Origin of the sequence: Zobellia galactanivorans (genome assembly GCF_000973105.1) — a bacterium.
In the GTDB taxonomy this organism is placed as follows: domain Bacteria; phylum Bacteroidota; class Bacteroidia; order Flavobacteriales; family Flavobacteriaceae; genus Zobellia; species Zobellia galactanivorans.
This window is the reverse complement of record NC_015844.1, coordinates 818,371-833,379: the sequence shown is the minus strand read 5'-3', so window position 1 is coordinate 833,379 and position 15,009 is coordinate 818,371. Positions and strand designations below refer to the sequence as shown.

16 protein-coding genes are annotated in these 15,009 nt (G+C 43.1%); 5 read left to right on the top strand and 11 right to left on the bottom strand.

Translation table 11 applies throughout. The features are described from left to right. Entirely contained in the window at window positions 1-666 is a 666-nt protein-coding gene (locus ZOBGAL_RS03165; RefSeq protein ID WP_013992055.1) for a uracil-DNA glycosylase family protein, read from the top strand. Window positions 667-971: 305 nt separating this feature from the next. Beyond that, the gene (locus tag ZOBGAL_RS03160) at window positions 972-3,518 is read left to right on the top strand and encodes a phosphoenolpyruvate carboxylase (RefSeq protein WP_013992054.1); all 2,547 of its coding nucleotides are present in this window, start codon (window positions 972-974) and stop codon (window positions 3,516-3,518) included. Between the two features lie 70 nt (window positions 3,519-3,588). On the opposite strand, the gene ZOBGAL_RS03155 is transcribed toward ZOBGAL_RS03160, so the two are convergent. The 11 genes from ZOBGAL_RS03155 to ZOBGAL_RS03105 form a co-directional block, all read right to left on the bottom strand. Further along, window positions 3,589-4,581 carry a carboxypeptidase-like regulatory domain-containing protein gene (locus tag ZOBGAL_RS03155; RefSeq protein WP_231854791.1) on the bottom strand — a complete coding sequence of 331 codons (993 nt, stop codon included), beginning with the start codon at window positions 4,579-4,581 and terminating at the stop codon, window positions 3,589-3,591. A gap of 26 nt (window positions 4,582-4,607) precedes the next feature. Further along, complete coding sequence (locus ZOBGAL_RS03150; RefSeq protein ID WP_013992052.1) at window positions 4,608-4,835, bottom strand: hypothetical protein; 228 nt, start codon at window positions 4,833-4,835, stop codon at window positions 4,608-4,610. Window positions 4,836-4,860: 25 nt separating this feature from the next. Beyond that, entirely contained in the window at window positions 4,861-5,625 is a 765-nt protein-coding gene (gene trpA / locus ZOBGAL_RS03145; RefSeq protein WP_013992051.1) for a tryptophan synthase subunit alpha, read from the bottom strand. A gap of 91 nt (window positions 5,626-5,716) precedes the next feature. Then, window positions 5,717-6,901, bottom strand: a complete 1,185-nt coding sequence (gene trpB / locus ZOBGAL_RS03140) for a tryptophan synthase subunit beta (protein WP_013992050.1) — start codon at window positions 6,899-6,901, stop codon at window positions 5,717-5,719. A 59-nt stretch (window positions 6,902-6,960) separates the two neighbouring features. Continuing rightward, the gene (locus tag ZOBGAL_RS03135) at window positions 6,961-7,641 is read right to left on the bottom strand and encodes a phosphoribosylanthranilate isomerase (protein ID WP_231854790.1); all 681 of its coding nucleotides are present in this window, start codon (window positions 7,639-7,641) and stop codon (window positions 6,961-6,963) included. Window positions 7,642-7,665: 24 nt separating this feature from the next. Beyond that, window positions 7,666-8,448 carry an indole-3-glycerol phosphate synthase TrpC gene (trpC, locus tag ZOBGAL_RS03130; RefSeq protein ID WP_013992048.1) on the bottom strand — a complete coding sequence of 261 codons (783 nt, stop codon included), beginning with the start codon at window positions 8,446-8,448 and terminating at the stop codon, window positions 7,666-7,668. A gap of 25 nt (window positions 8,449-8,473) precedes the next feature. Further along, window positions 8,474-9,469 (bottom strand): anthranilate phosphoribosyltransferase, encoded by a 996-nt coding sequence (gene trpD / locus ZOBGAL_RS03125; protein WP_013992047.1) that lies wholly within the window; start codon window positions 9,467-9,469, stop codon window positions 8,474-8,476. 57 nt (window positions 9,470-9,526) lie between these two features. Next, window positions 9,527-10,090, bottom strand: a complete 564-nt coding sequence (locus ZOBGAL_RS03120) for an anthranilate synthase component II (protein ID WP_013992046.1) — start codon at window positions 10,088-10,090, stop codon at window positions 9,527-9,529. Between the two features lie 2 nt (window positions 10,091-10,092). Continuing rightward, window positions 10,093-11,490, bottom strand: coding sequence for an anthranilate synthase component I family protein (locus tag ZOBGAL_RS03115; RefSeq protein ID WP_013992045.1), 1,398 nt, complete (start codon window positions 11,488-11,490; stop codon window positions 10,093-10,095). 238 nt (window positions 11,491-11,728) lie between these two features. Then, window positions 11,729-12,304: a YceI family protein gene (locus tag ZOBGAL_RS03110; protein ID WP_013992044.1), complete on the bottom strand. Its 576-nt coding sequence runs from the start codon at window positions 12,302-12,304 to the stop codon at window positions 11,729-11,731. A 41-nt stretch (window positions 12,305-12,345) separates the two neighbouring features. Next, window positions 12,346-12,792 (bottom strand): MarR family winged helix-turn-helix transcriptional regulator, encoded by a 447-nt coding sequence (locus ZOBGAL_RS03105; protein WP_013992043.1) that lies wholly within the window; start codon window positions 12,790-12,792, stop codon window positions 12,346-12,348. Window positions 12,793-12,950: 158 nt separating this feature from the next. On the opposite strand from ZOBGAL_RS03105, the gene ZOBGAL_RS03100 reads away from it, so the two are divergent. The 3 genes from ZOBGAL_RS03100 to ZOBGAL_RS03090 all read left to right on the top strand — a co-directional run bounded on the left by ZOBGAL_RS03100 (window position 12,951) and on the right by ZOBGAL_RS03090 (window position 15,008). Then, window positions 12,951-13,265: a rhodanese-like domain-containing protein gene (locus ZOBGAL_RS03100; RefSeq protein ID WP_046287314.1), complete on the top strand. Its 315-nt coding sequence runs from the start codon at window positions 12,951-12,953 to the stop codon at window positions 13,263-13,265. Between the two features lie 167 nt (window positions 13,266-13,432). Then, entirely contained in the window at window positions 13,433-14,707 is a 1,275-nt protein-coding gene (locus ZOBGAL_RS03095) for a DUF2851 family protein (protein ID WP_046287722.1), read from the top strand. A gap of 73 nt (window positions 14,708-14,780) precedes the next feature. After that, window positions 14,781-15,008: a PspC domain-containing protein gene (locus tag ZOBGAL_RS03090; RefSeq protein ID WP_013992040.1), complete on the top strand. Its 228-nt coding sequence runs from the start codon at window positions 14,781-14,783 to the stop codon at window positions 15,006-15,008. The last annotated feature ends 1 nt before the right edge of the window (window position 15,009 follow it).

The window sequence follows — 15,009 nt, the reverse complement described above, 5'->3', positions numbered from 1 at the left end:
ATGTTCTTACACACGCATCCTTATGAACCTTTTGTTTTTGAGCAGGCAGAAAAACTCATTGTAGGAACGCTTCCGCCCCCGCGGTTTACGACAGGTGAACTAAAGGCCGATGATGTCGATTTCTGCTATGGTAGTAGAAACGGCATGCTCTGGCCTATTCTAGACCGCATTTTCGATTTGGGCCTAGTGTATGAAAACACCCATTTGGCCATTGAACAACGCAAGAATTTTTTATTGGCCAATAAGATCGGGGTCTGCGATATTGTTGAAAGTGCCGAACGTGATAAGGTAGACGCTTCCGACTTGGGTATGCAGAATGTACGCCTAAGAAATTTACTGCATTATTTAGAGCGTTATCGGAACCTGAAGACCGTACTATTTATGGGCGGTAATAGCAAAAACGGTCCTGAATATTTTTTCAGGAAGCTGTTGAAACCCATAGGGGTCAAGTTGGAAACCATTTCGGAAGAGGTGCCGCGAATATATCAATTTCAACTCCCGGAAACGGGTCGGAAGATACAGACCGTCTCCCTGACGGCGCCATCGGGTGCCGCAAATAGGGCGGTGGGTAGTTTGGCTTCCTACAAAAGAATGAAGGCTGCCGATGCCGATTTTAATACCCTTGATTTTCGAGTGCTCCAATACCGCGATTTTTTTCTTTCCTAAGATATCCCTCTACTTTGGAATTACCATTGGAATAGCTGTAAACTAAAAAGAGCCCTATCGGTTTCGACAAGACTCTTTTACGAGAACACTATATGAAAATGAAAAAATTTAAATCCGTATTAATTACATTGTAAATGTAGCCCGTTATACCCTTGTGGGGTAATTATTGTTGTCAAGGCTGTTGTTTTTGTGGTGTAGTGTGGTATTTTTGTTATAAGACACGTTCAAGTGTCGGTAGTCGTGTATTATTACCGATATTTACAGGTCGAAAACCATAAGTATTCCTTTTAAATATTAAATAACCTATGCCGCATATAGAAAGATTGGTTGAGTTTAAGAAGTCGGTCAACAACAAGTTTAATGTCTACAATAGTCTGTTCTTGAATTTGCCGTATCGCAATATCGAGAACGTGGGTATGCTTATACCATTGTTGTTGGATCAATGTCAGAAAGGATTGGGTTCAGGACTTAACCCCCAGGAAATTCTTGAAAAGTTCTTTGAGAACTACGCGCATATCGATTCTGAAAAAGAACAGATCGATTTTATGTTCAAGATTATTCAGTACGTTGAGCGACAGGTGGTTTTGTACGATAGTGTTGAAGATGCAGCTTTTCCGAAGCTACAAGAGCATACACAGTCGTTATCGATCAAAGACTACTTTCAATTGGTAAATAAGAACAAGAGTTGGGACAAGGTGTCTAAAAAACTTTCTTCGTTCAGTGCCCGCCTTGTGTTAACGGCCCATCCTACACAGTTTTATACCCCGGCCGTACTCGATATCATCGAAGAATTGCGATCGCTTATTTTAGAGGATAAGATAGACGATATTGATATTACCTTACAGCAGTTGGGGCTGACTTCTTTGATCAATTCAAAAAAACCTACCCCATTGGATGAAGCTAAAAATATCATTTACTTTTTACGCCATGTGTATTACAATGCCGTAGGGGACTTGTATGCTTATATCAAAGAAAATATAAAAAAGGACGACTTCGAGAATCACAATATTATGAAGTTGGGCTTTTGGCCCGGTGGTGACCGTGACGGAAACCCTTTTGTAACGGCCGATATTACAAAAGACGTGGCCGATGAGCTTCGTATCAATTTGATGAAGTGTTACTACAATGATTTGAAGATCATTCAGAAAAAATTGACCTTCAAAGATTTGCAGGAGCCTATCCAAAAACTCCGTGGCAACTTGTATACCGCCATGTTCGATTCAAAGAAAACCGTGGGCTATAACGATATCTTGCAACCACTTCTTGATATTAAGGAGTTGTTGATCAATAAATATCACAGCCTTTACTTAAAGGAATTGGAGAACTTTATCGATAAGGTGAAGATATTCAAGACCCATTTTGCCACCTTGGATGTCAGACAAGATCATAGCAAGCACAAATTGGCGACCGAGAGTATATTGAAGAACAATAAACTGATCAAAGAAAGTGTTGACGAGCTTTCAGAAGAAGCCTTGGTCGATCTTTTGATCAATAAAGACCTTAAGGTCAATGCCAGTGATTATTCCGAGGATATCGTTAAAGATACCATCACCAACATCAAGCAGTTGAAGAGTATTCAAGATGCCAATGGGGAAGAGGGATGCAATCGCTATATCATCAGTAATTCGGAAGATATTTTTTCGGTACTGTTCGTTTTTGGACTGTTCCGATGGTGCGGGTGGAAGAAAGAAGAGATCACTTTCGATATCGTACCCTTGTTCGAGACCATGAACGGTATGGAAGGGGCCGAAAAAACCATGCAAACGCTTTTCGATTTACCCGATTATAAGGCGCATCTTGAAAGAAGAAATCACAACCAGACCATTATGCTCGGTTTTTCCGATGGTACAAAAGATGGTGGATATTTAAAGGCCAACTGGGCTATTTTCAAGACCAAGGAAACCTTGTCCAAGGTGTGTGATAAAAATGGCTTCAACGCTATTTTCTTTGACGGACGTGGTGGCCCACCGGCACGTGGTGGTGGTAAAACGCACCGCTTTTATGCGGCCCAGACCAAGAGCATTGCCAATCATGAAATACAGTTGACCATTCAAGGACAGACCATAACCAGTACCTATGGTACCAAGGAGCAGTTTATCCATAACAGTGAGCAACTCTTGACGGCCGGTCTTTCAAACAACCTTTTCGGTAAAGAGAACGTGATTTCAAAAGAGCACAGAAAATTGATAGAGCAACTTTCTGAGTTGAGCTTCAAAAAGTACGATGCACTTAAGAACCATGATAAATTCATTCCCTACTTGGAGAACCGTAGTACGTTAAAGTACTATCAGAAAGCCAATATAGGTAGTAGACCGGGGAAAAGGGGCAATAAGAAAAAATTGGAACTTACCGATCTTAGGGCCATCTCTTTTGTTGGTTCTTGGAGCCAATTGAAACAGAACGTACCGGGTTATTTTGGTATTGGTACCGCTATACAGACCATTAAAAATGAAGGTAGGTTGTCTGAACTTAAGAAATTGTACAAAGAGGTGCCTTTCTTTAAAGCCTTGATGCACAATAGTATGATGTCGTTGTCCAAGTGTTATTTTGAGCTCACATCCTATATGCAGAAAGATGAGGAGTACGGAGATTTTTGGAACATCCTTCATGAAGAGTACCAACTGTCTAAGAAAATGTTGCTTTTGATTTCCGGAAGCAAGATTTTGATGGAAAACGAGGCAGTTTCCCGTGAGTCGATAAAAATACGTGAGAATATTGTTCTTCCGCTCTTGGTAATCCAACAGTTTGCCTTGCAGAGAATAGGGCAAGACACGAGCTTTAAGGACGAGTACGAAAAAATCGTAACGCGTTCGCTCTACGGCAATATTAACGCGAGTAGAAACTCGGCGTAAAACAAAGGCCCTTACTTTTAAAGTAAGGGCTTTTTGTTTATAAACGAATATGTTGTTTTTTGGGGATGCCCTAATCCTCGTAAACCTTGAACTCTGCGCCCATACCGTAATTGCGATGTCCGGTTTGGAGCAGTTTTGAGTTGGGATTATAGTTCCGGTCAAAGACCTGCCATTTTTTATTGTTGAAGAAAATGCGCCGTACGAAAGTACGTTGTGTAGCCTCTCCTTTTATAAAGGGCAACAAGGGCCTAAATGAGGTCGATATTTTTTGGATGCCACGGGCCGTTTTTATCTCACGGTATTTTTTGGTCTCTACCAATTTTCCGTCTTTATCGGCATAGCCTAAAACTTGAATCGAAACAAAAAGTCCCGACTCGGGAATGAAAATGGAGTTGGACAATAGGTCGAGTTCAAAAACCTTGTCGGCTTTTTCGTCCATGGCAAAAACTACATTTTCGTAGGGAATGCCCGCACCGGGGCTTCCATTGTTGTTTTCGTAGAACTGCACCCTGAATATGGTGGCGAACTTTCCCTTTCCCTTGGTTTTGTATTCCGATTCGGCATTGACGGGCAAGTAGAGTTTTGATATTTGAGAAACCTGGCCTTCATAGCGATGAAAGAGCACGGCTATTTCACTTTCCACGGTAGGCAACCAACAGGCAAAAATGTCTTTATGGGTCTGTGGTTTTTGCTTCCTCAACTTGAATTTTCCTTGTTTTGGAGCGGAAACGATAACCTCGCCAAGTTGTGAAACCTCTGGGGCAAGTGCCACGATATGGGGTTCGGGGGTATTGTCTTTTGGAATCGAGATTGCTTTTTCCGAATAGCCAAGTGCCGAAATATAGAGCGTATCTATGTCGGGGTATTTTTGGGAGGAAAATACAAAAAGACCTTCTTCGTCGGCAAAGGTACCCAGTCCGTCACCAAACGATATGGTCGCGAAGGAAACGGGGGAGCGGTCTTTGCTGTCTATAACCTTGATCTCTTGGGCATGGCCCCAATAGATAATAAGAAAGAAAAGAACGAGGGTATATCGCTTCATGGCGTAAACAATTAAGTACATAGTAACGGCCGTTAAGACCTTGTACTCTATTGAGAACGGGATTTACCGATTTTCAGTATTAAAAATCGAATTAATAAGACAAAGGGAAAACCATGTAAGACCACATCGAACCAATCTTTGGGCTGCATACCTATTGCTCCGCCCGTAATCCACTTGATTTTACCCCAAATATGGGGTTCGGGGAAAAAGGGGGCCAGACCCAGGGTAAGGCAGAGGAGCAATAGAAGCTTCCCGTTGTTGATAAGGTCTTTCATATTTTGATGTTTTTGTCAAAAAAAACTAGCGGATGGTTTCGATGAACTTGTCAATTCCATCCACGCCATGACCGTTTAAATGTTTGATAAAGGCCGAACCGATAATGGCCCCTTTGGCCGATTTTGTAGCCTGTTCGAAAGTTTCTGAATTGCTGATGCCGAAACCTACGATTTGGGGATTTTTTAGGTTCATATCGGCAATGCGTTGAAAATAGGCTTGCTGGGCATCGCCGAAACCCGATTGTGCCCCGGTAACACTAGCCGAGCTTACCATGTAAATGAATCCGTTCGAAACCGAATCTATAAACCGGATGCGTTTCTCGGAAGTCTGTGGGGTTATCAAGAATACATTGATCAGGCCGTATTTTTCAAAGGTCTCTTGGTATTCTTCATGATAGACATCTACCGGCAGATCGGGAATGATGAGTCCGTCTATACCAATTTCCTGGCATTTTTTACAGAAGGCCTCTACGCCGTATTGAAGCATGGGGTTAAAGTAGCCCATGATAATAAGCGGAATGGAAACCGATTGGCGGATATCTTTCAGTTGGTCGAAAAGAATTTCGGTCGTCATGCCGTTTTTAAGGGCCGCCGTGGAACTTTGTTGAATGGTGGGGCCGTCGGCCAGGGGATCACTGAACGGGAGGCCTATTTCGATCATATCGACGCCGTTTTTCTCCAATTGCTGTATGATTTCTACGGTGTCGCCCAGTTTGGGATAGCCGGCCGTAAAATAGATGGAAAGCAATTTGCCTTCCTCCTTCAGTTTTTTGTTGATTCTATTTCCCATAGTTTCAAATTCTGTTTTTCCTTTTTAATAGGATGGGCAAGTTCGTTCGGGATGCCGTTTTATAGGGTCCGTAAGATCTTGCCCAAGTATTTTATAGATTAAAATATTCGATGTAGTTGTTGAGGTCTTTATCGCCACGCCCCGATAGGTTGATCACTACGATATCTTCGGGCTTGAACTTTCGGTGTTCCAAGATGGCCAGTGCATGCGAAGATTCAATAGCCGGGATAATACCTTCCATTTTAGACAAGAGCAAGCCGGCGTTCATGGCATCGTCATCGGTAATGGAAATAAACTCCCCGCGGCCCGATGCGAATAAATTGGCATGCATGGGTCCGACCCCGGGATAATCCAATCCTGCGGAAATGGAGTAGGGCTCGGTAATTTGTCCGTCATTGGTCTGCATTAACAAGGTTTTACTACCGTGAATGATTCCCACTTTTCCCAAGGCCGAGGTGGCTGCACTTTCGCCACTGTCAATTCCTTTTCCGGCGGCTTCAACGGCTATGATGCCTACTTCCGGGATATCTAGGTAATGATAGAAGGCTCCCGCCGCATTACTTCCCCCGCCCACACAGGCCACTACGTAATCGGGATTTTCCCGTCCTTCCTTTTCTTTCAACTGCCATTTGATCTCTTCCGAGATTACCGACTGAAACCGTGCTACCATATCGGGGTAGGGATGCGGCCCGACCACACTACCGATAATGTAATGGGTGTCTACAGGGTTGTTGATCCAGTCGCGAATGGCTTCGTTGGTGGCATCTTTTAAGGTTCTACTGCCCGAAAGCGCAGGTCTGACCTCGGCACCCAACATCTTCATACGGGCCACGTTGGGAGCTTGACGGGCAATGTCTATTTCGCCCATGTAAACGATGCACTCAATGCCCATAAGGGCACAGACCGTTGCGGTAGCCACCCCATGTTGGCCGGCACCCGTTTCGGCAATGATCCTGTTCTTGCCCAATTTTTTGGCCATTAGGATCTGCCCAATGGTATTGTTGACCTTGTGCGCACCGGTATGGCAAAGATCTTCGCGCTTCAGGTAGATTTTAGTGTTGTATTTTCTTGAAAGCCGATCTGCAAAATAGAGCGGGGTAGGGCGTCCTATATAATCTTTGAGCAATTGGTCAAATTCCTTTTTAAAGGAAGGCTCTTCCATGATACGGATATAATTCTGCCGAAGTTCCTCGGTATTGGGGTATAGCATTTCAGGAATATAGGCACCGCCAAACTCCCCGTAATATCCTTTTTCGTCCGCTTGATAGGTTTTCATAACAATTCGTAGTTAATATGAAGTCGTAGTACAAAGTAAAAAGTAGGGTCTCATACGTTTTACTCGATACTAAGTACTCTTTTAAATTCTTTTACTTTTTCAACATCCTTTAAACCCGGTTCTATTTCAAACTTACTGTTCACGTCTATGGCGTGGCAGTACTTTGCTTCCGGCCGGGTCATGAATTTCTTTAGGGAATCTACTTCGTTCAATCCGATACCGCCACTCAAAAAATAAGGTTTGGTAGAGGGGTAGTCTTTTAAAACTTCCCAATCAAAGGCATAACCATTTCCCCCGGGCAATTTCCCCTTGGTATCGAAAAGAAAGAAATCGCATACGGTTTCATATGGCTTTAATATACCAAAATCAAACTCGTTTTTGATGGAAAACACTTTGATGATACCAATGTGTTTTACTTTCAGCTTGAGCTCGGCGCAGTATTCGGGCGTTTCCGAACCGTGCAGTTGCACCAACAAAAGGTCGTGGTCTTGTATGCGTTCGACAACGGTTTGAATCCTGGCATCGACAAATACGCCGACTTTCCTTACCGTATGGGGTACGGGGGGCATTGGCCCTGTAAAATGTCGTTTGGATTTTTCCCAAAAAATAAAGCCGAGATAATCGGGTCTTAGTCCGGCAATTTCGGTCGTGTTTTTGTTCATACCACACACCTTCAGCTTGATCGGGGCATTTTCTATGGTAGAAGGCCCTGATTTTTTGGTCGTGTAATGATAGTCCATTTGAGTCATGGCATTGGGTCGCAATTACGACAATTGTTTGATAAATTCCTTGGCGTTTTCGCCGGGATTGTCCGTTTTCATAAAATTTTCCCCGATCAAAAACCCTTGATACCCGTAAGGCTTTAAATTTTTAATGGCCTCTATTGAGCTGATTCCGCTTTCCGATACTTTTACGAACTCGTCCGGAATGAGTTTTGAAAGCGATTTGCTAGTATCTAGACTCACCTCAAAAGTCTTTAGGTTTCGATTGTTTACGCCCAGCATGTCGAGGCTGGGCATGATGCTTTTCTGTAGTTCGGCTTCGTTGTGTACCTCTAACAGTACATCTAGGTCTAGGCTTTTGGCCAACTCCGAAAAGGTTTTTATTTCCTCCTTCGATAAAATAGCGGCGATCAAAAGGATCACATCGGCACCATGGGCCCTGGCCTCTATAATTTGATATTCGTCTATAATAAACTCTTTTCGCAATAAGGGTAGGCGTACGGAAGCACGGGCCAATAACAGATCGTCCAACGAACCGCCAAAGTATTTCCCGTCGGTTAAAACGGACATGCCACAGACGCCTGCATTTTCGTACCCGCGGGCTACGTCTTGAACGTTCAGGCCTTGGTTGATTTCCGATTTTGAGGGCGAACGTCGCTTGTGCTCGGCAATGATACCGGTTGAGCTGTTGCGCAGGGCCTTGCCCAAAGAAACCGTTTCACGTGCGAACAAGACCGAATTTTCCAATTGGGAAACGGGGATAAGCGACTTTCTTAAGTCTGTTTCCTTGCGTTTGTCGACTACTATTTTGTCTAGAATGTTCATCTTCAATGGGCCCTGGTGCCCTTGTTTAGTTTTTACTCAATTCTTGCAGTTTTTTCAATGCGTTTAGTCCTTTTCCGGCCAATAACGATTCCTTGGCTTGTTCAAAACCTTCTTTCGGACTCAGGTTCTTTACCGTGGCAATGGCAATTCCCGCATTGGCACAGACTACATTGTTCTGGGCTTCCGTACCTCGGCCTTGCAGTACATTTAAGAATATCTGGGCCGAATCTTCGATGGAGTCGCCACCGACAATTTGCGACTGTTCTATTTTTTCTACGCCAAAATCTTCGGGTTTCAACATGCTCTCCGAATTGTTGGAAATGGTTTTGGTATTGCCGGTCAACGAAATCTCATCATAGCCGTCCAAGGCGTGGAGTACGGTAAACTTCTTATCCGTATTCTGGTAGAGGTAGCCGTACATACGGGCCAGTTCGAGGTTGAAGACACCGACCATTTGATTCTTTGGAAAGGCCGGGTTTACCATGGGGCCCAACATATTGAAAAAGGTCTTTACGGCCAGTTCTTTTCTGATCGGGCCTACGTTTTTCATGGCAGGGTGAAATAAGGGGGCATGAAGGACACAGATACCTGCTTGATCGATCGATTTTTTTAGGAAGTCGGCTTCGTTACTGAATTTGATCCCTAAGAATTCCATGACGTTGCTGCTCCCGCATTTGGAAGAAACACCGTAGTTGCCATGTTTGGTTACGTTTACGCCTGCGCCCGCCGTAACGAACGACGCCAAGGTGGAAATATTGAAGGTGTCTTTTCCGTCACCGCCCGTTCCACAAAGGTCGATCGGGTCGTATTCCGAAAGGTCTACCGCCAAGCACAGTTCTAAAAGGGCGTCGCGGAAACCTTCGAGTTCTTCGATGGTAATGCTGCGCATCATATAAACCGTTAAGAATGCGGCGATCTGACTCGTATTGTATTCGCCTTTGGCTATGTTTACCAATACCTGTTTGGCTTCCTCTTTGGGGAGAATATCGTGATTGATGAGCTTGTTTAATGTGTCTTTCATGGTCTTGTTCTTACTACAATGGGGTACGTATTAAATCGATTCCTGTGCTGTTCCGGTTTACTTCCCTAGCCAATTGGCGAGAATTTTTTTGCCTTCGGGCGTCAAGACCGATTCGGGGTGAAACTGAACGGCGGAAACATCGTAAACCTTATGGCGTAGCGACATGATTTGTCCGTTTTCATCGACCGAAGTGGCTTCAAGGCTTTCGGGCAAATTCGGGTCGACTACCCAAGAATGGTACCTGCCTACTTTTATTTTTTTAGGTAAACCCTCAAAATTGGGATCGTCTTTGGTGATGGTGATTTCGGTGGCGATACCGTGGTACACTTCGTCGAGGTTGATCAAGGAACCGCCAAAGACCTCGCCTATGGCCTGCTGGCCCAGACAAACCCCAAAAATACTTTTGGTAGGGGCGTATTTGGCAATAATTTCCTTTAGGAGTCCGGCTTCATCGGGTATTCCCGGACCTGGGGAAAGAACGATCTTGTCAAAGGCCTCGACTTCATCCAAGGTCAATTGGTCGTTACGTTTTACGATTACCTCACAATCCAGGTCTTCTAAATAATGGACCAAATTATAGGTGAAACTATCGTAGTTGTCTATTACTAAAATCTTTTTCATCGTTATATGCTTTCGGCAATTTTCAAGGCCTTGGTCAATGCGCCCAATTTGTTATAGGTTTCTTGCAGTTCGTCTTCGGGATCTGATGCGGCAACAAGGCCTGCACCGGCCTGATAATGCAATTGATGGTTTTTGCTTAAAAAGGTACGGATCATAATGGCATGGTTGAAATTGCCGTCAAAGTCCATAAACCCAATGGCGCCACCGTAGTAGCCGCGACTGGTTTTTTCGTATTTTTCGATGAGTTGCATGGCCATGTGTTTTGGGGCGCCGCTCAAGGTACCTGCGGGAAAGGTGTCGGCCACCACTTTCATGGTAGGGATATCTTTCTTTTTTTGCCCCACAACCTTAGATACCAAATGAATGACATGGGAGAAGAACTGTACCTCCCTGTAGTTGGTAACCTCTACCATGCTGCCGTTCCTGCTCAAGTCGTTACGGGCCAGGTCGACCAACATAACATGCTCGCTGTTTTCCTTGTCGTCTTCGGTGAGTTCCTTGGCCAGAATGGCATCTTGTTCATCGTTTCCGGTGCGTTTAAAGGTTCCGGCAATCGGGTGGATTTCGGCCTTGCCCTCTTTTACGATGAGCTGTGCTTCCGGAGAGCTTCCGAAGATTTTGAAATCGCCATAATCAAAGTAGAACAGATAGGGTGATGGGTTGATGGAGCGTAGTGCACGGTATACGTTGAATTCATCTCCCTTAAACCCTTGGGAAAACCTACGGGAAAGTACCAGTTGAAAAACATCGCCACGTTGACAGTGTTTTTTTGCCAATCTCACGTGCTCCCGATATTCTTCATCCTGTAGATTGGAGGTGGCTTCGCCGTCGAGGGAAAAATTGTACGAAGCAAAGGTGCGTACGTTTAAAATGTGCGCTATTTCGGCCGTGTTTTCATCGGTGTTGAAACAGTGGGCAAAAATATAGGCCTCGTTCTTATGGTGGTCTATGGCAATAATATTCTGGTATACCGCATAATAAATGTCGGGTATGGCCACCGAATCATCTTTTTTACCGATTTCAACATCTTCGTAGTAGCGTACGGCATCATAGGCCATATAGCCGAAGATACCGTTGTTGATAAATTTGAAATCGCTTTCTTCGGCCTCGAACTTTTTACTAAAGTCGTGAATGACCTTTACGACGTCGGTGTTCGCATTGATTTGCGTTTCGTACGAAGTCTGGTCGGGAAACCGTTCCACAATGGTTTCGTTCTCGACCTTTATCGATGCAATAGGGTTGCAACAGATATACGAAAAACTATTGTCGGTGGCGTGGTAATCGCTACTTTCCAACAAAATGCTGTTCGGGAAACGATCGCGAATCTTAAGGTAGACACTTACCGGGGTAATAGTATCGGCCAGAATTCTTTTGTGATAAGATTTTAATTTGTACTTCATTTTGATAGTATTCAAATGCAAAAGGCTTGTCGTGATGACAAGCCTTTATATAGTTTTACTACAATGATGCTCAGCTCACGATGTCTGTCGAGAGTTGTTCCACCACCAAGTATTTACGTTATTTCTGTTCATTGGGTCAAATATAGAAATCATTTTTAAAACCACAAACCGATTGTTTGAAAAAAAAGCCCTGCCTTCATGACGAAGGTAGGGCTTAATATGCTATTGTTGAGCTAATTTAGAATTCTAGGTCAACAACAAGGTCAAACTCGTCATATATGGTCTTGTCTCCTAAATTTTCGAAGAAACTACCCGATCCGTATTTAATGTCATAAGCGGTACGGTCTACTTTTACTGAAGCGGTAGCTTTGCTGCCATAAACCGATACATCAAAGGTAACGGGTTTGGTAATACCTTTAATCGTAAGGTCTCCGGTTACTTCGTACGCATTTTTACCAGTGGATTTTACTTTGGTAAAGACCAATTTGGAGCTGGTGTGCTTTTCGGTAGAAAAGAAATCTTCGGACTTTAAGTGACCTTCCAATTTTCCTTTTGATTCGCCTTCAAGGTCTAGGGCGACCAAAGAAGTCATGTCGGCCTCAAATTCACCACCGGTTAGCTTGTCACCATCAAAAATCAATGAACCTGATTTAAGGTTTACCGTACCATAGTGTGATCCGGTTACTTTGTATGCTTTCCAAGTAATCGTACTTGATTCGGTCTTAACTTCCTTTTTGTCTCCAACTGTCGGCTCTGTAGCCATTGCTACGCCAAATACCATGGCCAGTGCCAAACTTAATACTCCTTTTTTCATAATTGATGTTTAGATTTAAAATGAATAATTAGTGTTTCTATTTAAAATTTGTTGAACAATGTGTTCAGTTGTTCCATGTCCTGGTCCGATAGGTTCCTTAATATAAGGTCTTCTGCCTCGGTCATTGATCGGTCCATTTCTTTTAATATGTTCAGGCCTTCCTTTGTTATACGTATCTCGACCTTTCGTCGGTTCGAAGGACAAACCTTTCGGTCGACATAGCCTTTTAACAAAAGTTTGTCGACCAAACGGGTGGTGTTACTCATTTTAGAGACCATACGTTCATTAAGTGTCGCCAAACTCGCGGGTTTGCCCTTCTGGCCCCTTAAGATGCGCAGTACATTAAATTGTTGTAATGACACACCGTAAGGTTTGAGGGCAGCGCTCAAAGCTTCCGTTACCGTATTGTTGACCAATAAAAAATGGATCAGTGTACGGCTTTTTAGGGGAATTTCTTTTTCGGTCTTTAAAATATCTTCCACATTCATGTCTCTACAACAATTGTATATACAAATGTATATCTAAAGTTCAGATCGTTAAAATTTCCGATAGATAATTTTTTGTTAAATATTTAGGAAATGCCTTTGGTTCAAAATCCGTAATTTTGGTTTTTTAAATGGACATCCGCAATAGCGATAAAAATTAGATTATGAATTTATCACAAGAAGATTGGGAAGAGCAGCTGGAAAAAGATGACAATGCACTTATTCTAGATGTTAGGACTCCTGAAGAAGTAGAGGAGGGTTATATACCCAATTCCATCAATATAGATTTTTACCTTGGGCAAGACTTCTTGAACGAAATCGAGAAGCTTGACAAAAGTAAGAACTACTATGTATACTGCCGAAGCGGTAACCGAAGTGGTCAAGCCTGTGCCATTATGAACAGTGTAGGTATAGAGAATACCTATAACCTTGAAGGTGGGTTCATGAATTGGGATGGTGCGGTAGAAGGCGATTAGTGCCTTCTTGTCAAACCTACCTCCATAGCTTGGGTTTGGTGTTGTTGGAAAAATAATGGGCCCCGGTCAGTACTTTATAATGTACCGCCGGGGCCTTATTTTTTTTAATGATTTAGAATTTATATTTTTTGTGTATAAATTGTGCGTTGCAAAAACAGATCGTTTCTATGCGCGAAGACCTTCTTCATTTTATATGGAAATATAAAAAACTAAGGCTTTCCGATTTGCGGACGAGCCAAGGGGAAAGTTTGTCCATTATCGATTTCGGTAGGCACAATCACCTAGCCGGTCCTGATTTTTTTAATGCCCAAATAGACATAGGTGGCCAAGTGTGGGCCGGTAATGTCGAGATGCACCTAAAATCTTCCGATTGGTATGCCCACCACCACGAGCAAGATACCAACTATAATAATGTCATATTACATGTAGTTTGGGAAGACGACGGTGACGTTTTTAGAAAAGACAATAGCCTCATACCTACATTAGAGTTGCGGAAGTACATTCCTTTGCAGCTCTTGCAGACCTATCAAAGTTTGTTCGATAGGAAAAATGTACACTTTATTAATTGCGAAAAGGATATAGGGGACTTCGATGACTTCTTGATGAAGAATTGGTTGGAGCGTCTTTATTTTGAACGGCTCGAATCCAAGGCCGGGTTTGTATTCGACCTATTGAAAAAATCGAACAACGATTGGGAGCAAGTACTGTTTACTTTCCTTTTGAAGGGATTTGGACTCAAAATTAACGGTGCGGCTTTTTTAAGCTTGGGGGCTGCCCTTGAATTTTCCATTTTTAGAAAACAGCAAGACAGCATTTTTCAAATGGAGAGCTTGTTGTTCGGTATGGCCCATCTCTTGGAAGACGATACGGTTTTGGATGACTATTATATAGAACTCAAAAAAGAGTATGCCTATCAAAAGCGCAAATACGGATTAAGCGATGCCGGTGTTCAAAAACCGGATTTTTTTAAGCTTAGGCCGCCTAATTTTCCCACGGTGCGATTGTCGCAACTGGCCAATTTATACGCCATGCACCAAAGTTTGTTTCATAAGGTAATCTCGGCGATAAGCCTAGAAGAGCTTTATGCTATATTTAATGTCAAGGCCAGTGCTTATTGGGACAGCCATTATACTTTTGGCAAGGAATCGCGAAAAAAGGCGAAAAAGCTCACATCAAAGTTTGTTGACCTATTGGTGATAAACGTCATTCTTCCGTTGCAATTCTGTTATGCCAAACACAGGGGGGTGGATATTAACGAGCAAATAATTGAGGTGATATCCGAAATAAAGAAGGAAGGGAATACCGTTGTTTCGAACTTCGGAAAAATGGGCATAGCGCCATTAAATGCTAAAGAAAGCCAGGCTTTATTGCAGTTGTACAATGGGTACTGTACCCAAAACAAATGCCTACAATGTGTAGTGGGAACCAATTTATTGCGTTGAAATGGTTAAATTTGGCTTTGAAGATTTTGAAAAAACGCTCTAGTCGGCCTTCCATATAGTTTCAAACATCATTATGAACCTCTTCTATAAATTGCTTTATTATTTTCAGAAACGCGGTTTTGAGGTGTGCCGTAGAATAGCCGAGAGGTTGGGTATACGGGCCAGGGTCGTACGAACATCCTTTATTTACCTGACGTTCGTAACCTTGGGTTTCGGTTTTGCACTGTACTTGTTTTTGGCCTTTTGGTTGCGCATCAAAGACTTGGTCTATACCAAGCGTACTTCCGTTTTTGATCTATGAT